Raw genomic sequence first — 20,568 nt, forward strand, 5'->3', positions numbered from 1 at the left:
TCAGATGCGATGTCGAATAACCTTCGAAGCAAATCTTCGTTATCAAAGTCTGCTCTTTGAACTTCCCCTACTAGTGGATATACTGATTACTAACTAGTACATCTGCCAGCAACTCACTCGGAATTTCAAATGTCGGATTGCCCATATAACCAGGTGCTACATCATATTTATCAAATGCAATGACTAGCTTACCGTCTTTCGTAATATAGAAGCCTTGTTCGGGATCAATAGTAGTGAATAAATCAACGAGTGCTTCATCAGCAATGCCTGCATCAGCAACCCAATACGTTTTTTCCGAATTTGGATCACTCATTTGTTGCTGCATCTGCACTTTCACATTATCAGTAATGATTTCATAACCGCTATCTACGCCAAGATGACCTCCCCCATTGTTTTCAATTTCTGGGACGTCAATATTAGCAGAATATTGGTCTTTATCTACTGTATACGTCTTCCAAGTTAGCACACTCACAACATTGCCGAGCACTGGAATATCCGATAGCGACTTCGCCATCACTGGACTGACATTGAGACAAGCGGTAAATAAGAGGGCAGCTGCGACAGATCCGCAGCCCCACTTACGCCCAATATATTTTTTTCTTCTATGCTGAGCAATCGTTGAACGTACCGTAACATCCAACTGCTCAGGAATCTGTACAGATTCATACTGCTTCTCTAGTTGCTCTAAATGTTTATCCATTGCGTTTCGCTCCTTCTTCGTCCTGCAATTCAATCTTAAGAATTTTCAATGCTTTATACAGTCTAGCTTTGACCGTATTAATATTGCTATTAAGTACATGGGCGATATCTTCAATCTTCATATCTTCAAAAAAGCGTAAAATAATAATCTCACGATAAATCGTTGGTAGTTGATGGAATTGCAGAGCCGCAAACTCGTGACTTTAGTCGTGAGTTAGGCGATACATATATGAAGAGAAAACACACCAAATATCTATAAATCATTGAATGATTTACAATACATATGTTAATTTTTTTATAGGTGATAAATTATGGAAGTAAATAAAGGTAGAGGATACGTTTACTCGATTCAATATCATATCGTATGGTGTACAAAATATAGAAAAAAAGTTATTTTAGGAGATATTGAACACAGGCTCAAAGAAATGATTAGAGAAATCGCAGATACAAATAACTTTGTCATTCTATCTCAAGAAACGATGCCAGATCATATTCATTTATTAATAGATTGCACTCCGCAACATTATATCCCGGATATGATGAAAGCTTTAAAAGGAAATATCGCAAGATTTCTGTTCAAGGAATTCCCATCTTTAAAGTCAAAATTGTGGGGCGGGCATTTATGGAATCCATCGTATTTTGTTTCGTCAGTAAGTGAGACATCCAGAGAAATCATTCAAAATTACATCCACACTCAGAAAGAGAGGTGAGCATCTTGCAAAAGGCTTATAAATTTAGATTATATCCAAATAAAGAGCAGCAAATTCAACTCAACAAAACATTTGGCTGCACTAGATTTGTTTATAATTATTTCTTAGATAAGCGGATGAAAGCCTATGAAGAAAGCCAAGAAACTCTGACCTATGGGAAATGCTCCTCTCTCTTAACTGGACTAAAGAAAGAATTAGAATGGTTACAAGAGAGTGATAAATTTTCATTACAAAATGCATTAAAAGATTTAGACAAAGCGTATCAAAAATTCTTCAAAGAGAAGACGGGATACCCTACATTTAAAAGCAAGTATAACAATAGACAATCTTATCGCACGAATGTTACGAATAACAATATTGAGATGAAAGATCATCGAATCAAACTTCCAAAGTTAAAATGGATCAAATTTTCCAAAAGTAGAGAGATTGACGGAAGGATCCTGAATGTTACCATTTCCAAAAACCCAAGTGGTAAGTATTTTATTAGCGTTTGTTTTGAAACAGAAGCATATCGTCCGGAGATTCCAATAGATCAGTCTATTGGAATAGATATAGGATTATCTCATTTTATGATTGGCTCAAATGGCAACAAAATAGATAATCCTAAATATTATCGTAAATATGAGGAGAAGCTTGCCAAACTTCAGCGTTCATTATCGCGTAAGAAAAAAGGTAGTAACAATAGAAATAAGGCAAGAATAAAGGTAGCAAGACTACATGAGAAAATAACAAATACAAGATCAGATTTTCTTCATAAGCTTTCTACAAAGTTAATTCGTGAAAACCAAACGATTGCTTTAGAAAGTTTGAAAGTGGAAAATATGATAAAAAACAGAAAACTATCAAAGTCAATTGCAGACGCCTCTTGGAGCCAATTTATTACGATGTTAATCTATAAAGCAGGTTGGTATGGCAGAGAGATAAAAACGGTAGACCAATGGTTTCCTAGTAGTAAGTTGTGTTCATGTTGTGGATATAAAAAAGAAGAGATGAAATTGAACGTTAGAGAATGGACATGCGATAGCTGTGGTGCACTCCATGATCGAGATATCAATGCTGCCATTAATATATTGCAAAATGCATTGTAAGAGATGAGCAGGTATGGATAACTGTAGGAACTACAGGGATAGCTTGATACATTTAGATGGCTAATAAAAGCATCTACTACCCAAGAATCTCGTGACTTTAGTCATGAGAGGTTCAAGGGTATAGCTATATGCAAGCAAATAAAATCGTTTTTTATTATCCATAATAAAGTCGATTAATCTGCCCTCCAGATTTGGCTTCATTAATAGGATCCTTCTTTCAAGTAATAAATACGTATATAATATAGACGGCTTGAGCAATAGAAAAAGTTGAAGACTTTCAAAAAATGATTCCAAATGGCTATTGTTATCAATGTTTTCCGTATATAACGGTAATTACTCATGCAAATGAGTGTAATAACGACAAATCTGCATTAGGGGTATCATGTAACGTTATCGTGATAAGACAATGATCCAATCCAAGGGAAATGTGTTACTATTATGCCAAGTGATCGTGGCATTTACGATGGCTGATTAATCAGCAAAACTTATACTATTTTGTCTATCGAAAGAAGGAATAATAATGACTACCCAATTAATGACTGCTGCAGTGTTAAACAAGCCATTAGAGATGGAAATGAAACAAATTCCTATTCCAGTTCCAAAGGCTGATGAAGCGTTAATTAAAGTGTATTGCATCGGTGTATGCGGTTCTGATGTGCATTATTATGAGCATGGTCGCATTGGTCGCTATGTCGTAGAACAACCAATTATTTTGGGACATGAGCTAGCTGGAGAAGTGGTTGAGATTGGTTCTGCTGTACAAAATGTTGCAGTAGGTGATCGCGTAGCGGTTGAACCAGGGGTAACATGTGGTCGTTGTGAATATTGCAAATCAGGTCGCTATAATCTTTGTCCTGATGTCGTATTTATGGCAACTCCACCTGTAGATGGCGCATGGGCTGAATATGTAACCGTTCGCAGCGATTTCTTATTCAAGCTTCCAGAAGGGATTAGCTATGAGCAAGGTGCACTACTTGAGCCACTATCTGTAGGTATTCATGCGATGAATCGCGCACAAGTAACTCCGGCTGACCGTGTACTTGTCACGGGGTTAGGACCGATCGGTTTGCTAGCTATTCAAGCTGCCAAAATGTACGGTGTTAGTGAAATTTACGCGACAGATATCGTTCCATTCAGACAAGAGCTAGCTAAGGAAATGGGCGTTACGGCTGTTATTAACCCAATGGAGGTTAATGTTAAGGACGCGCTTGAAGAGCTTACTGGTGGTCGCGGTGTGACTGTAGTTGTAGAGTCATCTGGTAATGGTCGTGCCATTGGAGATGCTATTAAGGCAGTCAAACGTGGTGGGCGTATCGTTCTAGTTGGAATGCCTGCAGCCGATGAAATTCCAGTGGAAATTAATACGATTATTGACTCAGAGCTTAATGTATATGGATTATTCCGTTATGCAAACACTTACCCAGGAGCGATTGCTGCACTTACAAGTGGAAGTGTAGATATCGAAAAAGTCATTACCCATAAATATAGTCTAAATGAGACAAAAGCAGCTGTTGAAATGGCAAGAACGCAAAAGGATACAAGTATTAAAGTTATGATCTATCCAGGACAATAAAAAACAGTAGAGTCTGCTTCCGCGACGGGAGTAGACTCTAAAGCGAAATATTATAAAAAGCAAGCCAAAATTGAAGTAGGTGAAATTTTTTATAAACGTTTTAATTTCTTAGAAATGAAGAGTAAAGTAAATTGACATAAAGCGAAAATAAATCCAGCAAGCGAAAATTGGAGGATCAACATGATTCCCCCCGTTACACTAGCGGAAGGATTAATAATTAGAAAAATAACACCTAACAGAACTCCAAGTAATGAATAAGCTATAAGTTGATTCATTTCATAATTTTTCTTGGAAATAAATTTATCAACATAAATTGTTAATGGAATACCGATAAAAAAATAGATAAAGAACAATAGTAAAAATCCAACTCCGAACTTAGTAATATATGAATAATATAATACTAAATCGTTGTTTTTATTATGTTCACTTACGGCTGTATAGATTACACTGAGGATAACGGCAGAAATAATTGATGAAAATATTTTGTTAATAATAACTCCTCCCCTATATTATTATAATCTAATAAATACAAGATTCAAAGTATAACAAATAACCCGATATCATATCTAAAAGATATCGGGTTATTCTAACTAATTAGATACGGAGAATGTTTTTGCTAAGGTACTAGGTGCACCTAAATATTTAAATCCTTCATGACCATTTATATAAATGCCTATAGAAGCACCATTACTTACCTTTAGATATAACTCATGGGCTGGTGCGCGATCATGTATTCCTTGAAAACTATATGTTCCATTCTTTTGAGTAACAACGTTCAAAGTATAATCAATTTCATTTCCTGCAACTGAGTATGGATTTCCAGATTTGTGATATACAGTTACATCTACCTTTGAAGAGGTCTTGCTATTTACTATTCGATTGATATTATTACCAGAATCAGTTTTATTACTGACTGCCTTATAATTTTTATCATAAGCATAAGTTGTACTTACATTTTTGTAGAATGCTTCACTAGCTATAGTTGTATCTGTATAAAAAATGCTATCTCCAAGTGTTTTAGTTCTGTAGGCTTCAGATGTGATGCTAAATCCGCGATTATCACCTTTGAAATACTTAATGTTATCTCCCCAAGTTGCAAAGTTATACCATGGATCTTCTGCATAATCAAAAGGTATAAAAGTTTTGTATGTCCACTTAAAAGAGTTATTGATGGCATAAGTTGTTAGTAAAGTAGGCTCAGCGATCTTAATAATACTATAAGGTTTAAAAGCTAGATTCTCAAGATCAGTTTCACTAAGAGGCTTTCCTAATTTATTATAAAATAACGCTAATTCATCTTTTTCAGTCTCTGACATGGACAACTCGAACTGTATTTCATATGAAGTATATAAATCACTCGAAGGTTCTAAATCAGTAAATGATGGTACAGTCGTTGCTCCGATAAGTGTATTATTCTTTAGAATCTTATACGATTCTACTCCTGGAACTTTCTCCCAAACTAATTTGGTATAGTTTTTAGAAACAATCAAATCTGCATTTAAATTGATATCTAATTGTTGTTTTGTTACTTTATTATTGGTAGTTTTAGTGGAAATATAAAATTCATCAATAGTATTATCTTTCTCATCAAAGAATGACATAAGATATCTATATGAGCTATCAGATTCTAGTCCTTTAATTCTTACAGTTGGTTCATTACCTTTATAAAGAACCTCATTAGCATCGTCATTTAAATCCGTAATAATGAAATAGTCTGCTTTTGTATCAATTGAAAAGTCAATGTAATGATTTGAAGGTGTAGTATTTAAGTTGATGCCTTGGCTTGTATAGCTGAATCTGTTTTTTCTGCGGACGTGTACAATGGAGTAATAAATGTAAAAATAAGTGTAAGTGCTACCAAAAGTTTAATAGTTTTTAATGTTTTCATTATTGCACTCCTTATCCAATTTAATTAGTTATTCTATTCTTCCAACCCACCTTTCAAATCAGAATGTTATAATAAAAACTTACTACACTTACTATAGTATGTTTATATTTCTTTTTTTTCCATGTGCAAAAAGAACTAATTTGGTATTATTATCACTAATTTAGTATTTTTTTGGAATATAATTAAACTAGGACAAGTATATTGTTGGGGATTAATGGATTCGAACGAATCTATGCTTTGTTAAACCGGCTAGGGGTCATACTGAGATTAGCTATCCATATGACTTGTGAAGCGATACGCTCCTACGTCTAGATAAATGTAGATCAGCTCAATCCCTTTTTGGTGATTTATGCAAACCTGGCAACGAGTTTTAAAGAGTCTGAGAACGAATACGACGTAGGTGCAACTTTCATTACTTGTTTTTTCTTTATTGTGTTACCATAATGCATAAGCTAATTTCAAGCTGCAAAGAAAATATATGGTTTGTGAATTGTTATTCATTACTGTATGTTTTAAATATAGGCACTAGAGTATGATGCATAATAGGTTTCTTTCTAATACGATATAGTGCATTAACAACGGACTTCTCTGTGATGCTTATTCGAATAGATATATTGATATAGGAATTTTCTTGTTGTGAAATTGTGTAAAAAAATCCGAACTAGAGTCATCATCCTTGTAATCTAAGGGATATGAAATATTTAGAAAAGTATGTTTTTTTACGTAAGGATTGCTTTGATAACACTATACTGTTCAAAGTTGCAAAGCAAAATCAATTGCTATAAAATAATGAATGAATATTCATTCCGCATATAAGGAGAAAGATATGGCTAACAATAAGCGTGAAGATATACTTAGCGCAGCGCTGCAATTATTTGCAGATCGAGGATATGATGGAACAACGGTACCGATGATTGCTGAACAAGCTAATGTAGGAGCAGGAACGATATATCGTTATTTTGAAAGTAAAGAACAGTTAGTCAATGTACTATTCCAGCAATGGGTTGAAACTTTAGCTAATAGTATCGTGATGGGTGATGATGAGGCCCGAATGCCACTGAGAGAGCAATTCAGCTGGATATTCAAGAAACTAATTACTTTTTCTAATGATCATCTACATGCCATCTTATTTATTGATTCACATTGTGGTGGTCTGTACTTAGATGAAAAAAGTTCACAGCAATTTAACACAATGCTTAACGTATTTCGTGAAGTGCTCGAATATGGTAAGAAAGAGGGAATCATCAAAAACTTTAATGTGAACGCATTAATTGGCATGGTATGGGGGGCATTTGTGCAGCTATTCAAACTTATTCGCAACGGTATATTAGAAAACAATGATGAGCTGTTCTACCATGCAGAAGTCAGCTGCTGGGATGCTCTCAAAAAAGCGTAATAAGACTATGAACCTACTACTATAGGTTCTACTTTGGATTAGGAATGAACGTTCATTCCTAATAAGTGATTTATGCTTGTCATATGAATTTTTGTTTGCAGGAGGCTAGTTGTGAAGTTACAAAAAGTTTGGTCCATGCTTCCGATGTAACTTTTCATTTGCGAGAAGTTAGTCCGAGAAGACAATGAAAAGTTAGTCAATGCTTTCGTAGCTACTTTTTGTTACTAAGAAGCAGTTCAGGAAGTTACAAAAAGTTTTAGGAGGAGTTAAAGTGAAGAAGTGGTTGAATATTAGATCGATAAGTTTAGTAAGTTGGATTGTTATAACGATTGTTATACTCGTGATGATGCCGAATATGGATCAGCTTGTACGAGAGAAAGGTCAAATAACGATACCAGACTCAGCACAGAGTGAAATAGCAGCGCAGCTAATGAATGAGATGCAAAATAAAGATAAGTCGACCTATGATATTATTACTGTATTTCATAGTGGTAGTAATGAAGTTTTATCAACAGCGCAATATGCTCAAATTGAAAATATCATGGAGCAGTTAAAGGCAGAAAGTAGTACGTTAGGCATATTGGAGATGACTACGCATCTTGACCATGAAGCTGCGGAGAAGCAATTGGCATCAGAGGATGGAACTACAATCTTAATGCAATTATCGGTCAGTCAGGACAGTGGTACGATTACGGAAATAGCCGATCGTTTGAATATTATCGTTGATCAAGAGGGAATCGAGACCTATTTAACAGGGACGGGATTAGTACTAGAGGATTTTGTACAATCGTCGCAGGCAGGTATTCAGCGAACAGAAGTTATTGCTATCGTATTTATACTTATAGTTCTTATTATTGTGTTCCGTTCGCCAATTGTTCCACTTATTTCATTGCTATCGGTAGGTGTATCTTATCTTGTATCGATGGGTATTGTTGCACAGTTAGTCGATCACTATAATTATCCATTTTCTAATTTTACACAAGTATTTTTAGTCGTTATTTTGTTTGGAATAGGTACGGACTACAATATACTATTATTTACACGATTCAAAGAAGAACTCAGTCGTTCGAGCAATGTTCTGGAAGCTATTAAAGCTACGTATTCATCAGCAGGGAAAACAGTTATATATAGTGGATTAGCTGTATTTATCGGCTTTATTACACTGCTATTTGCGGAATTCCAAGTTTATCGCTCAAGTTCAGCAGTAGCAATCGGTGTTGCTGTACTAATTCTCGTATTACTTACATTAAATCCATTCTTTATGGCGATTATGGGTCGAAAAATGTTCTGGCCTGTGAAAAAGTTCGAAGGTCATAGCGACAGTCGCTTATGGGCAAATTTATCGAAGTTTTCAGTAATGCGACCGATTGTTACATTAGTAATTGTGATAGTGCTATGTATTCCAATTGCATTGTCTTATAGCAGAGTATTGAGTTATAACGATCTTATTGAAGTTGAAGATCACTATCGCTCGAAACAAGGGATTAATGTTATCGAAGAACATTATTCTGCAGGTTTTTCATCACCGACAACATTAGTCTTGAAGACGGAGCGCGAGCTCGATAATACATTGGACTTACAGGCGATTGATGAGTTAGCGGCTACTTTATTAAATGTAGATGGAGTATCGAGTATATACACCGTTACGCGACCTGAAGGTGAAAAGATTAATGAATTATATATTAGCGATCAAACAGAAACTGTTAATTCAGGATTGAATGAAGTATCTGATGGCGTCAATACGATTAACGATGGTTTTAAGGGTGTAGGGGAGCAGTTAAGTGGTCAGAACACCAATGATCTAGATAGTATACAACAATTAATTGATGGCACAAGTACAGTTCAGGCAGGGGCAACGCAGTTAGGTAATGTGCTCGTGCAATTGTCAGATGGAATAGCTAATGGTGCGACAGGTGCAGAGGAGCTTGAAGCGGGGCTGATCGCATTACAGAACAATATTTCGGGGCTTTCAACTGGTGTATCTAGTTTGTATAGTGGATATTCCGAATTATATTCAGGGTTGAATTTGTATGGCAATCAATTTACAGCGATTAAGCTAGCGATCAATGGTACGATTGAAGGTTATAAGCAAATCGAACAAAGTATGAATCTACTTATTGAAGAACAACCTGAATTAGCGCAACATACGAGCATTCAGACGACATTGGCTGTAGCAGCTTCAGCACAGACGCAATTGTCAGAATTAGTTACTGGGCTCGATCAATGGAGTACCCAGCATGTAGCAGCGATGTCAGCACTAGCGACAGCGAATGAATCATTGCGAGCTGTGAACGGTGCATTTGGATTAATGAATGATGGTGTTACCGAACTTATTGCTGGCTCAGACAGTCTAGGCAAAGGTTTGCAAGAAGGCTCACAAGGCTCAGCCGCGCTCGCTGGGAAAAGTGGAGAGCTTGCAACGGGAATCAAGCAAATTAATGATGGACAACGTGAAATTTTATCCAAATTAACGGGGCTTGTTGCTCAAATGACAGAGCTACAAAGTGGCTTAACCGAGAGTACGAATGGATTAGACCAGATCAGTGAAGGCTTAACGGAAGCTCAGAATTATTTGAATGGTTTAAGTGGTTCTTCAGCTGCTCAGAAGTTTTATATTCCTGACGATGTCATTATAAGCGATGAATTCCAGCAATCGATGAATATGTATATGTCAGATGATCGCAAATTTGTAACGATGAACATTGTGTTATCCGTCAATCCATATAGTAAAGAAGCTATTACAATCGTACAAAATGTAAATGATCAGCTTCAAGCATCAATTGACGGCAGTATCTTGCATGAGGCACAGTATGCACTTGGCGGTAAGTCATCGCAAAATGTGGATCTTCAACAGATTTCAAGCTCAGATCTCAATCGAACAGCAATTATGATGCTAATTGGTATAGGTATTGTATTACTATTTATAACAAGATCACTGTGGAGCTCGCTCATTATTGTAGTATCTTTATTAATAACGTATCTCGTATCGCTTGGCCTGACAGAATTAGTCACTACAAAAATATTAAAAGTTGAAGCTATTGGTTGGAATGTACCATTTTTCGGATTCATTATGATCGTTGCGCTTGGCGTAGATTACAGTATATTCCTGATGATGCGCTATCGTGAAGTACAGCATATTGAGAAAGATGCGATCCTCGTTGCTGCACGTAATATCGGAGGCGTTGTGATCTCGGCAGCGATTATACTTGGCGGAACATTTGCCGCGCTCATTCCATCCGGAATATATACATTAATTGAAGTAGCGATTATGGTTATTTTCGGATTAATGATATTGAGTCTAATAATGTTACCTGCATTTATACCTGCAATTATGTCTTTAATGGGAAAGGCAAGTAAACGACGGTAAATCCTATATCATTTCGGACACTCCAATCGAAACGGATCAAATCGGCTCGAAAATTGGAAAAGTTACATCATTTTCAGATGAGGAAGGCACATACTGGGGTAATTTTTCGAATTACTATCCGAAAGGTACTGAATATTACAATATTAAAGACGTTGACATAAAAGAGGCGATTGCAATAAAGGTAAACGATGGAACATTCTTAAAAGCCGACTATAAGGGTGAATATGCAGGTGGATTATTTGATTGGGGCAAAGTTGTATGGTATATTGCCGGGGTATTCTTGCTATTTATTGTTATTATTTTGGTGAAAAACAACTGGAAGTGATTCGAATTTAGATATCAACTCAACATTCGCGGCAGTCAGTTATTCGGCTGCCGCTTTCTTATGTTAATTAGGAAGCGTAAGAAAAATATCAGACCTTTTCAATTGGATGGAATTGTAATATATGTTAAGCTAGAAACGGTTAGTAACTGAGCAGAGATATATAATTATCAAGCTTTGAAAAGAGAGGTAGGTTTGCAGAAATGAAGCATTCTAAAAAAAGAAATCTTCTTGTTCTACTGTTAGTAGTATCACTTGGGTATAATTTTCTAATGGTTTATGACAAAAAGCATTCTATCAAACAAAAGCAACGTCAAAATCAATCTTATTTATCGTTTATATCTGTTATGGGGGAGAATTTAGCTAGAAGGTTAGAGGAATTTCTCGATCATTCTCATGGAGAGGAAAATGAAGAAGCTAGGGAAATACTATTTGATGCATGGAGAATTGTTCATGGGGAAAGTCAACATATCAGTACTTATTTGGCTAGAGTTGATCCGCATTATATGGGGAAGTTCAAGCCCAAGTGGAGCTTATTACAGTATAGCTTAATACATATCGATATATTTTTAAGTGGTCTAAATAATAAATTTCTAGAACAACGTTCGTACTCTATCAACGATGAGGAAACAAAGAAATTAAAAGCTATTATTACTGTATATCAAATGATACACGAAGAAGTAAATTCAGAAAATGATAATCCCGTACTTGTAATTGACTCAATAACTGAACAAATGAAGATTATTGATGATTATTACGAAACAACCTTGGAAAGATTGAAACAAGATTAAAACTCCCATTATCAATAAAAAATAGGGTGAATCTAATTATAGGGATTCAACAACAGGTGGCATAGTTATATTATAAAATATGAAGGGAATATAATAATTGAAAACGAAAAAAGTCGGAATATTATTGTATGATTATGTAGATGCTTTGGATTTTATTGGACCTGCTGAAGTGTTATCGTTAACTGCAAACAATAAAGTTGAACAAGCCATGATTCTTTACAAAAAACGGTTGATACCTACCCAACCCTTTCAAGTATGTACGATTACAGAAACGGGGAAACAAATAAAAACACATACAGGAATAAAGGTAGAGCCTGATTTTAGTATTATAAATTGTCCTACATTAGATATTCTAATAATTCCTGGCGGACCATTAAGGGCGGTACAATCTGTAGTTAATAATAAAAATATTCAAGCCTGGATTATTAAGCATAAAAACATTGAATATATATGTTCTGTATGTACTGGAGCAATTATATTAGGTGAGACTGGGTTGTTAGATGGGAAGAAAGCAACGACCCATCATTTAGCATTGAAATTCTTAAAACAAAAATATCCTGATATTCAAGTAGTATCAGACAGAAAGGTGATACATGATAGTAACATCATAACTTCTGGTGGAGTTTCTTCAGGAATTAATATGGCTCTATATCTTGTAGAGCAGATTATGGGGAAACCAACTGCGGAAAGAACAGCCAAAACTATTGAATTTTATTATGAATAAATAAGAAGCAGTTAGCTTAGTCAACTGCTTCTTTTCTTTAGTAAATTAAAGAGAATTTTTACTTAAGAATACATCTAGATAAAATAGGAGATATTATTGAAAACTTCACCAGATGGGCGGTCACTATGAAAAGATTGATATTATCACTACTAACTATACTAATTATGTCCGCCATTTCAGTCGAAGCTGCGCCTGAATACGCAAAATGGGGTAAAATTGCAGTAGAGGAAACAGAGAAACGATACAGAGCAGACATTATTGATTATAAGCACATCGGTCGTACTGATCTAACATCAGAAAAGGCTGAAGAGAAATTCAAACTATGGATTAGAAGCAATGAAGGGAAAGAGTTTGGGGTTTATGTATCCATCGAATTTGACCCGTTAACCGAAATGATCCACTCCATTCAGTTTTCTGAAGCTAATCGTTAGCTTCAACCACTTTAGCCTTGAACTCGAATGGTTCAAGGCTAAAGTGGTTGAAGCGGCTTTGATGAACGACGTTCCCGAATCAACACGGTAGAAATTATAGTAATCAGCTTATCGCTTAACACTCCGACGGTCATAGTTGCCCCCATATTGAGCAGTAGCGACACAACGAAAATCGATACGACTTCACTCTTTGACAGTCCGATGCTCTCACTTAAATAGATGGCGTTCATCGGAGCTAAAATACCCATGCCAATACCATAGCAAAATAGCGTGAACAGCATCCTACCTGCACCATCGACCTGCAAAAAACGTTTCATATCTGCATCTACATTCTGCTCCATCCACCTTGAAATATATACAAAATATAACAAAGTGTAGCCCGATTTCCTTGTATTGTCTAGAGCATACCTTCTTTATTTTACTCAGCCTAATCAATCCAACACTAGCAAATAAGGAACTTATACCTTTTTATGTACATAATAACATTCACTATTTACAAATAAAACAATGTTATGTTACGATGTAATCAAAATCAAGCGTAACATTGTTGCGAAGGTGAAACGAGGGAAATCTGATGCATAATCAGGAGGAATTGATTTCTAAGAAGGATCTACTATTGAAGACAGATATTTCTTATGGGCAATTGTACCGTTGGAAACGACAAGGACTAATCCCTGATGAATGGTTTAGGAAGCAATCGGCTTTTACCGGTCAAGAGACGTTCTTTCCTAGGCGAAGAATGATGGAACGAATTCATGAAATTTTAGCGATGAAGGACACTCATTCATTAGACGAGATGGCTGAGCTATTCTCTCCGATCAGCGCTAATCGGATATACTTGCTGCTAGATATTATAGAGATTATTGATATAAAGGCTGACGTAGCTAATCTATGCATCCAGCTTTGGGGGAAGCATCGCTTCACTTTTCAAGAGATATTATTGATTGAGCTATTCGATACGATGAAGCAGGATATTAGTTTGTCTGAGGAAGAGAGTGAAGAGTGGTTGGTCACTGCGAGGCAATGGGCGCAGCATCTAACAGGAACGGATATGCAAGTTATCGTCTACAGGAGGGGATCAATACTTCAATATATGATGATAGACAATCCCGGCAGATTCTATCTTGATCATTACTCTCAATTCGTACAAAAGTATGATTTATCAGAACGGTCGAGGAATTTAATCGAAAGATTACAAAAGATAATGGAGGGATAGTTAATGGAACAATCGCGACAAGGGAACGCAGTCATTAGTGGCAGCGGGCAATTAGCAGGTGGTTTGTATGAAAATATCACTATTTCTGGATCTAGCAATATTAATGGTGATATTAATGCATTAGATGTAAAAGTTTCTGGATCGGCGCATTTTTATGGAAATGTGTCATCTGAATCCGTAACGGTAAACGGCTCAGCAAAGTTTGATGGAGATATTAACGTCAATAGGTATGTATCATCAGGTTCTACTATGATTAATGGACATCTGCATGGTCGGGTAGTTACTTCTAACGGATCAATGAGCTGTAAACAAGATATACGAGCAGAAGAAATTAAGAATAACGGCAGTTTACGTGTTCATGGTGATATCGAGGCTGAATCATTCAATAGTGCTGGTGGTTTCCATGTAAAGGGTTTGTTAAATGCTAGCGAAATTAAGGTTAATATGAGTGGGAGATGCTTTGTCCATGAGATTGGTGGTGACCAAATTATTGTTAAATATAGTCGATTAAACATCATATCGACCCTTTTTCGATCATTATTTGAACAATTTGGTTACGGTGATATTTGGAGATTGCAATCAGAACAAGTAGAGGCTACAGATGTATCTCTTGAATGGAGTAAAGTAGGAATAGTCAGGGGAAACCGAGTGAATATTGGGCCTGGCTGCAAAATTGGGCTAATTGAATATACAGAAACAGTCGATATACATCCAAAGGCTAAAGTGGATCATGTAAAGAGAATTATGTAGGTATAGTTTAAGTAGAATACGCTCAAGAACCTCGAACTACTTATCGAGATTCAACTATAGCAAACGATAGTTGAATCTCGATTGCTATGTCATTAAGTTTAATGATTCTCAAGTTTAATATAAATTAACAATTTTAAGATTTCGTTCTTGTAAATTCTCGATTATTCTAGGTAAAGCATCAATAACAGATTGAGATTCATGAAAAATGATGACTGATCCGGATACATCAGTGTCACGAACATATTTAAATATTTTCTCGGAATTATTGGTTTTCCAATCTTCGGAATCCCTATTCCAAAGTACTATTTTGAAATTATTGTTATATACTACAGCTTTTACTTGTTCATTTACGTCTCCATAGGGTGGTCTGAAGAGGACTACTTTTTCCTTCGTAATATCCTCTATTATTTTAGCAGATTGTAATAGTTCATCTTCTTGTTCTTCAATGGAAAGCTTTGTCATGATAGAATGGGTCATGGAATGGCTACCAATTGAATGTCCATTTGATTGAACATATTGAACATAGTCCGGATATTTTTTGGCGTTAATACCCAAAAAGAAAAAAGTACCACCAACCTCATAATTCTTTAATATATCGGTAATCGCCATTGTATGCTTAGAAGGACCATCATCAAATGTAAGTGCGACGTAACCTTCTGGAATGCTGTAAGTTAAGGAATCAACTATTTCTATATAAGGAAGACTGAATGGATTAGTATCATCACTTTCTATTTTAGTAGAGGAGATAGCATTATTTTTTTCGGTTTTTAAATTGACAGCAGTCATTTTAAATTCTGAATTGGAAATAACTACAACTGTACTATTAATTGCAGTATTATCTAATTGATGATTTAAATAAAAGGATATTATGACAAATATAACGCTAATCATCGCTATTAACCACTTTAAGATATCTTTTTGATATTTAGTTATAGCGGCTTTATTTTTTTTACTTTTGTTTTCAATCTTTATATTATCATCTACTGCTAGATTCGTAGATATAAATGGTAGTTTATTCAGATCAGAAATACTTTGGCTGTTTCTAATAAGTTCCAAACAGTTTTTGTAATCAACGGAACAAGTGAAATATATTCGATCACTTATATCTCGGTATGTTTTTGTAAGTGAACTAATAAACTGGTTTATGGATGTGTCAAACGGTGTATGTAACGATAATCTATATTTATGATTACCAGTAACTTCAAATATGTTGTTAAAACTTTCAGCGGTTTCGCAGTCAATTTCCCAGAAAAACTCAAATTCTTGTTCACAGTATATTTTTATACGTAAATATGATTTTTCGTTATTCTTTTCTATAGCTACTAGTTCAAGTAATTTCACGTGATTTACTGACATTTTTGTCCCTTTCTCTAGTAGCATAAGCAATTATTTCACAAAGCATTTACTCTGATTGTGATGAATTAGAGGTGGAAGTCTTCGCTGAAAAAGAGAAAGACATTCTCTCGGTAAAATCATTAATGGTGTTCATTAATTCTTCTTTTTCATTAACAATTTTCTGATACTGTTCAGAGTATTTTTGATTTTCGATTTCTAAGCTTCTAATTTTATCTTCAAGGTCATTGACTTTTAACATGTTTTGATATTGATTTTTTGAGGTTTCCTCGTAATGCTTATTGTATTTAGATACTTCGATTTCAAGTTGATTTGAAATCTTTTCGTATTCCACGTTTGATTCAAGTTGGTATTCCTTATAATCTTCGAGGAGCTGATCATAGCTCATTTGTTTATTTGTCAGGTTATTTTCTAAATCACGAATCTCCTTTTGTTTTTCTTGGAGAAGTTGATCTTTTTTTATTTGATCGTGTTTAAAACGATTAATCGTTTCATTTGTTGCATTTAATTGTTCCTCAAGCCCTTTGTTTTTATAAGATAGCAATTGTCGTTCCTTTAACATGTTTTCTATTGAAACCATGACATCCAATACTATTTTATCTTGGTTATTTTTTTCGAAAAATTGTTTGTTTATATCTGTATTTGGTTGCTCAGACTCTTCCATTGTTTTAGTAGATTCGTTGAAATCAAATTCAGTTATAAGTTCGTGTTTTTCTGTAGAATTCTTCTCCAATTGGTTTTGGTTTGATAGGACACTCTTAAACCAATTTTTACCCTTTTTTTCTATTTCACTAGCCAAATTATCATCTCCCATTAATACTTATTAGTTTATGGTTCTCTCCATATAAGTATATCATTTTATTAAATCCCTAATTTTATTGTATATGGACCTCGAAAATTGTCAACTATTGTCGTAATTTATAATGATAAGTGGCAATATAATTACAAATTAAGGAAACGACATTCCGGGACGTTAACTTAATACGTCCTAGAATGCCGCTTTTATCTTAGTATAATAGTTTATTACGTAGTCTACTACATTATTGCTTTATGAAACGATTCATGTACTTGGTGTTTTTGCGTTGTCTTCAGCAACGGTGGTATCGCTAATCAAATTTACTTAAGGTAAAACATTGCCCGCTGCTAGGAAGATGGCATACCATTCCTCGCGTGTTAGCTTAATGTCGCTTGCTTTAGCGCAATCGCTTAGTCGCTCAAGATTCATTGTACCTGTTACTGGCTGCATATTAGCTGGGTGACGAAGCAACCAAGCCATTGCAATGGTTGTATTGCTGACATTGTATTTAGCAGCAATTTCGTCGATTTTTGCATTCAATTCAGGGAATTTCTCATTGCCAAGGAACACGCCTTCAAAGAATCCATATTGGAATGGAGACCATGGCTGAATGGTAATATCATTCAAGCGACAGAAGTCTAGGATGCCACCATCACGATCGACAGCTGAGCTGTTTGCCATATTCACATTAAAGCCGTTTGCAATCATTGTTGCATTCGTAATACTAAGCTGTAGTTGATTGGCAACAAGCGGCTGCTTCACAGACTTTTTCAATAGTTGAATTTGCATTGGTGTTTGATTGGATACGCCGAAGTGACGAACTTTACCGCTACTTTCAAGCTTATCAAAAGCTTCTGCAACTTCATCTGGTTCTACTAATGTATCTGGACGATGTAATAGCAGTACATCTAAATAATCTGTTTTAAGACGTTGTAAGATTTGATCAACAGAATCTAGAATATGCTCTTTCGAGAAGTCGAACATCCCTTTACGAATACCGCATTTAGATTGCAAGATGATCTTCTCACGAACATTGTCACTCATATGTATCGCATCTGCAAAAATTTCTTCGCATTGACCGCCACCATAAATATCAGCATGGTCAAAGAAATTTGCACCTAGTTCTAACGATCCTTGTACGAAGCGCTCAGCTTGAGTTTTATCGAGTGAATTGATGCGCATACAACCTACAGCAATTACAGGTACTTCTAATGTAGATGTTCCTAGCTTCATCGTTCTCATCGTTACATTCCTCCTAAAATTTTTCTGTGCTTCTTAGCTTTGCTTCCCAGTACAGAAAAATACTTCGGGAGCATAGTCTAATGGATATCCATAGAATTGCATTGATCAAGTTGTCGTCTTGTTAATATAGCAACTCTTCTCATACATATTGTTACATACATCTAAGTACATGTTCAATGGTATAAGCATTGTTTTTATATACTTCAGTTATTATACGGTTATCTACAAAAATAACGGATATATTAGTCCTTGTTGTTTTGTGGCTTTTCTCGAAGACCAGCGGACACAATTAGACCATGATTGGCAATATTCATAATCATGGCACCAATTTCACTAGAAGTTTCAGGGAGATCGTTTTCGAGCCAATACATAACTAAACCTACAGCAGCGGAAGTCATATAGGCAAGCAAATAATGTGTAGGGACAGGAGTTGATGCTGTGCCGGGAACATGTAGCTCGAATTTATTATATAGAGCGTCAGTTAATATCTTTTTAACATGCAATATATGCGACGGATCACCTTTAGGTCCTAATATAGTCGTATAAAAAAGGCGATCGCTACTCAGCTCTTCTAGTATAGCAACGATTTTGGGATAAGGCAGATCTCGATCAGCGTATTGACCATGCTCATAGGGATCGACTTGTGAAATAAGTTCTGTTAACATATCGATCTTCTCATTCATAATCTGTTGTACCATATGACGAACATCTTGATAGTGTAGATAAAATGTACCCCGATTCAAATCAGCTGCATTAGCAATGTCAGTGACTGTCACATGATCCAGACCTTTTTGTTCTATACAAGTTAATAATGCTAGCAACAGTTGCTGCTTCGTTTTCAGCTGTCTCCGATCATACTTAATAGTCATTTATTCACTCCTTATTGAACAGTAAACCTGTCCACTGTTGATTAGTTAACAGTTAGCGCAACATTGATTATTGTGATTACAACTACCTCTTATTATAATTGACAACATAATCACTAATCAACACGACGTTCATTAAAATAAGGAGTGTTTAAGTATGAAATTGAGTAAATATAAAGGCTATATTCTAGCGATTCTAGCAGTTCTTGGCGTTACGATTGTTTTCGGGGTAGCGATGTTCGGTTCTATTGCAGGTGCTAAGCCACAACAGCTTCCCGTCGCACTAATTGTACTTGATGAAGGAGTAACATTGCCTGATGGAAGTAGCTACAATGCGGGAGCTATGATCGCGCAGCAGTTGCTAGCTAATAATCAATTACCTTTCAAGTGGGAACAGATGACATCTGAAGATGAACTACAGCTACAATTGAATAATCAAGCGGTGTATGGAGCGATCGTATTACCGAAGGAGTTAAGTGCGAGTTTGTTATCCTTAGCAACGCCTACTCCAGGGCAAGCTAGTATGAAAGCAATCTACAATGAAGGAATGAATTCGCAAGCTACAAGCGTTATTAAGCAAGTGATGCACAATGTATTGGTCGTGATGAATGAGCAACTATCACAACAATTACTAAGTCAGATGAGTGCGCAAACTGGTGGTGTGATTCCGGCAACGATTGCAGCAGAGCTGATCTCACCAATTGAGTTGGAAGAGCAAATTGTTCATCCGATTGGCGAGCGCCAGGCAATGGGTAATGCGCCTGGATTATTAACGCAAATGCTATGGATCAGTAACTTAATAACTGCATTAGCACTATTTTTCTTGCTACGAAAAATGAACACCAACATCATCCATCCTTTGAAGAATAGAATAGAGCAAGCCGCTGCAGGATTAATATTACCGCTATTATCATCGGCATTGGTAGTATGGATGGCTTCATCTTGGTACGGTATGGAGCTTGCATCTGCGGCTGAGATATGGATATGGTTAACTGTTGTATCCTACAGCTTCTTCTACATGCAGTCAGCGTTGTTAAATTGGATTGGTCTACCCGCAATGGGGTTACTCATCCTACTAATGTTCTTCTCCATGCCAATTATGAATCTTGCACCTCAGTTTCTGTCTGATATGACTGTAACCTATCTGTATAACTGGACTCCACTGCGAATTGCGGCATCAAGTATCCGCGAAGTCCTCTATTTCGGCGGGCTACAGTTCAATACTGAAGTAGCGATTACAGTAATTATTATTGCGGTCGTTTCATTCGCATTACTGATAACTTCTAGTGTTACAGAAAAACATAATAATAATGCGCAACAAATTAGCTCGTAGTCATAGTCGAATGATTATTATAT

Annotated in this window: 19 protein-coding genes and 1 pseudogene; 11 read left to right on the plus strand and 9 right to left on the minus strand. The window is 35.8% G+C overall.

Annotated features, from left to right (window positions below):
- Positions 1–70: 70 nt before the first annotated feature.
- Complete coding sequence (locus AC1TPB_RS07840; protein WP_482075968.1) at positions 71–700, minus strand: DUF3298 domain-containing protein; 630 nt, start codon at positions 698–700, stop codon at positions 71–73.
- Positions 693–869: pseudogene (locus AC1TPB_RS07845) on the minus strand (RNA polymerase sigma factor); the annotation flags it as partial. The gene AC1TPB_RS07840 and the pseudogene AC1TPB_RS07845, both read right to left, overlap by 8 nt.
- Before the next feature lie 138 nt (positions 870–1,007).
- Between AC1TPB_RS07845 and tnpA the strand changes: the two are divergent.
- From tnpA to AC1TPB_RS07860, 3 genes are all read left to right on the plus strand, one after another.
- Positions 1,008–1,409 (plus strand): IS200/IS605 family transposase, encoded by a 402-nt coding sequence (tnpA, locus tag AC1TPB_RS07850; RefSeq protein ID WP_482076079.1) that lies wholly within the window; start codon positions 1,008–1,010, stop codon positions 1,407–1,409.
- Complete coding sequence (tnpB, locus tag AC1TPB_RS07855) at positions 1,406–2,497, plus strand: IS200/IS605 family element RNA-guided endonuclease TnpB (protein WP_482075969.1); 1,092 nt, start codon at positions 1,406–1,408, stop codon at positions 2,495–2,497. Before tnpA ends, tnpB begins: the two co-directional genes overlap by 4 nt.
- A gap of 520 nt (positions 2,498–3,017) precedes the next feature.
- Entirely contained in the window at positions 3,018–4,070 is a 1,053-nt protein-coding gene (locus AC1TPB_RS07860) for an NAD(P)-dependent alcohol dehydrogenase (RefSeq protein ID WP_482063779.1), read from the plus strand.
- A gap of 89 nt (positions 4,071–4,159) precedes the next feature.
- On the opposite strand, the gene AC1TPB_RS07865 is transcribed toward AC1TPB_RS07860, so the two are convergent.
- Together AC1TPB_RS07865 and AC1TPB_RS07870 are read right to left on the minus strand one after the other, a co-directional pair.
- Positions 4,160–4,345, minus strand: coding sequence for a hypothetical protein (locus AC1TPB_RS07865; RefSeq protein ID WP_482075970.1), 186 nt, complete (start codon positions 4,343–4,345; stop codon positions 4,160–4,162).
- Between the two features lie 315 nt (positions 4,346–4,660).
- Positions 4,661–5,671 carry a DUF3238 domain-containing protein gene (locus AC1TPB_RS07870; RefSeq protein ID WP_482075971.1) on the minus strand — a complete coding sequence of 337 codons (1,011 nt, stop codon included), beginning with the start codon at positions 5,669–5,671 and terminating at the stop codon, positions 4,661–4,663.
- Positions 5,672–6,784: 1,113 nt separating this feature from the next.
- Here AC1TPB_RS07870 and AC1TPB_RS07875 point away from each other — a divergent pair.
- From AC1TPB_RS07875 to AC1TPB_RS07895, 5 genes are all read left to right on the plus strand, one after another.
- On the plus strand, positions 6,785–7,354 hold the full coding sequence (locus AC1TPB_RS07875) for a TetR/AcrR family transcriptional regulator (RefSeq protein WP_482063777.1): 570 nt from the start codon (positions 6,785–6,787) through the stop codon (positions 7,352–7,354).
- Between the two features lie 271 nt (positions 7,355–7,625).
- Positions 7,626–10,721 (plus strand): MMPL family transporter, encoded by a 3,096-nt coding sequence (locus tag AC1TPB_RS07880; RefSeq protein ID WP_482075972.1) that lies wholly within the window; start codon positions 7,626–7,628, stop codon positions 10,719–10,721.
- Positions 10,722–11,246: 525 nt separating this feature from the next.
- Positions 11,247–11,834 carry a hypothetical protein gene (locus AC1TPB_RS07885; protein ID WP_482075973.1) on the plus strand — a complete coding sequence of 196 codons (588 nt, stop codon included), beginning with the start codon at positions 11,247–11,249 and terminating at the stop codon, positions 11,832–11,834.
- 97 nt (positions 11,835–11,931) lie between these two features.
- Positions 11,932–12,558, plus strand: a complete 627-nt coding sequence (locus AC1TPB_RS07890) for a DJ-1/PfpI family protein (RefSeq protein ID WP_482075974.1) — start codon at positions 11,932–11,934, stop codon at positions 12,556–12,558.
- A gap of 125 nt (positions 12,559–12,683) precedes the next feature.
- A complete protein-coding gene (locus tag AC1TPB_RS07895; RefSeq protein WP_482075975.1) occupies positions 12,684–12,989 on the plus strand; it encodes a DUF3889 domain-containing protein in 306 nt (101 codons plus the stop codon).
- 38 nt (positions 12,990–13,027) lie between these two features.
- On the opposite strand, the gene AC1TPB_RS07900 is transcribed toward AC1TPB_RS07895, so the two are convergent.
- Complete coding sequence (locus AC1TPB_RS07900) at positions 13,028–13,360, minus strand: hypothetical protein (RefSeq protein WP_482075976.1); 333 nt, start codon at positions 13,358–13,360, stop codon at positions 13,028–13,030.
- A gap of 203 nt (positions 13,361–13,563) precedes the next feature.
- Between AC1TPB_RS07900 and AC1TPB_RS07905 the strand changes: the two genes are divergently transcribed.
- Positions 13,564–14,205, plus strand: coding sequence for a DUF4004 family protein (locus tag AC1TPB_RS07905; protein WP_482075977.1), 642 nt, complete (start codon positions 13,564–13,566; stop codon positions 14,203–14,205).
- 3 nt (positions 14,206–14,208) lie between these two features.
- Complete coding sequence (locus AC1TPB_RS07910) at positions 14,209–14,955, plus strand: polymer-forming cytoskeletal protein (protein ID WP_482075978.1); 747 nt, start codon at positions 14,209–14,211, stop codon at positions 14,953–14,955.
- A 114-nt stretch (positions 14,956–15,069) separates the two neighbouring features.
- On the opposite strand, the gene AC1TPB_RS07915 is transcribed toward AC1TPB_RS07910, so the two are convergent.
- The 4 genes from AC1TPB_RS07915 to AC1TPB_RS07930 form a co-directional block, all read right to left on the minus strand.
- Positions 15,070–16,296, minus strand: coding sequence for a polysaccharide deacetylase family protein (locus AC1TPB_RS07915; RefSeq protein ID WP_482075979.1), 1,227 nt, complete (start codon positions 16,294–16,296; stop codon positions 15,070–15,072).
- A gap of 61 nt (positions 16,297–16,357) precedes the next feature.
- The gene (locus AC1TPB_RS07920; protein ID WP_482075980.1) at positions 16,358–17,107 is read right to left on the minus strand and encodes a hypothetical protein; all 750 of its coding nucleotides are present in this window, start codon (positions 17,105–17,107) and stop codon (positions 16,358–16,360) included.
- A 321-nt stretch (positions 17,108–17,428) separates the two neighbouring features.
- Positions 17,429–18,346, minus strand: a complete 918-nt coding sequence (locus AC1TPB_RS07925) for an aldo/keto reductase (protein WP_482075981.1) — start codon at positions 18,344–18,346, stop codon at positions 17,429–17,431.
- Between the two features lie 242 nt (positions 18,347–18,588).
- On the minus strand, positions 18,589–19,215 hold the full coding sequence (locus AC1TPB_RS07930) for a TetR/AcrR family transcriptional regulator (RefSeq protein ID WP_482075982.1): 627 nt from the start codon (positions 19,213–19,215) through the stop codon (positions 18,589–18,591).
- Between the two features lie 154 nt (positions 19,216–19,369).
- On the opposite strand from AC1TPB_RS07930, the gene AC1TPB_RS07935 reads away from it, so the two are divergent.
- Positions 19,370–20,545 carry a YhgE/Pip domain-containing protein gene (locus AC1TPB_RS07935; RefSeq protein WP_482075983.1) on the plus strand — a complete coding sequence of 392 codons (1,176 nt, stop codon included), beginning with the start codon at positions 19,370–19,372 and terminating at the stop codon, positions 20,543–20,545.
- The last annotated feature ends 23 nt before the right edge of the window (positions 20,546–20,568 follow it).

This window comes from Paenibacillus sp. Y951 (genome assembly GCF_056786395.1).

Coding starts and splice junctions, on each gene's coding strand:
- AC1TPB_RS07840 (WP_482075968.1), bottom strand. CDS start 700: ATGGATAAACATTTAGAGCAACTAGAGAAGCAGTATGAATCTGTACAG.
- AC1TPB_RS07860 (WP_482063779.1), top strand. CDS start 3,018: ATGACTACCCAATTAATGACTGCTGCAGTGTTAAACAAGCCATTAGAG.
- AC1TPB_RS07865 (WP_482075970.1), bottom strand. CDS start 4,345: ATGAATCAACTTATAGCTTATTCATTACTTGGAGTTCTGTTAGGTGTT.
- AC1TPB_RS07870 (WP_482075971.1), bottom strand. CDS start 5,671: ATGTCATTCTTTGATGAGAAAGATAATACTATTGATGAATTTTATATT.
- AC1TPB_RS07875 (WP_482063777.1), top strand. CDS start 6,785: ATGGCTAACAATAAGCGTGAAGATATACTTAGCGCAGCGCTGCAATTA.
- AC1TPB_RS07885 (WP_482075973.1), top strand. CDS start 11,247: ATGAAGCATTCTAAAAAAAGAAATCTTCTTGTTCTACTGTTAGTAGTA.
- AC1TPB_RS07895 (WP_482075975.1), top strand. CDS start 12,684: ATGAAAAGATTGATATTATCACTACTAACTATACTAATTATGTCCGCC.
- AC1TPB_RS07905 (WP_482075977.1), top strand. CDS start 13,564: ATGCATAATCAGGAGGAATTGATTTCTAAGAAGGATCTACTATTGAAG.
- AC1TPB_RS07910 (WP_482075978.1), top strand. CDS start 14,209: ATGGAACAATCGCGACAAGGGAACGCAGTCATTAGTGGCAGCGGGCAA.
- AC1TPB_RS07925 (WP_482075981.1), bottom strand. CDS start 18,346: ATGAGAACGATGAAGCTAGGAACATCTACATTAGAAGTACCTGTAATT.
- AC1TPB_RS07930 (WP_482075982.1), bottom strand. CDS start 19,215: ATGACTATTAAGTATGATCGGAGACAGCTGAAAACGAAGCAGCAACTG.
- AC1TPB_RS07935 (WP_482075983.1), top strand. CDS start 19,370: ATGAAATTGAGTAAATATAAAGGCTATATTCTAGCGATTCTAGCAGTT.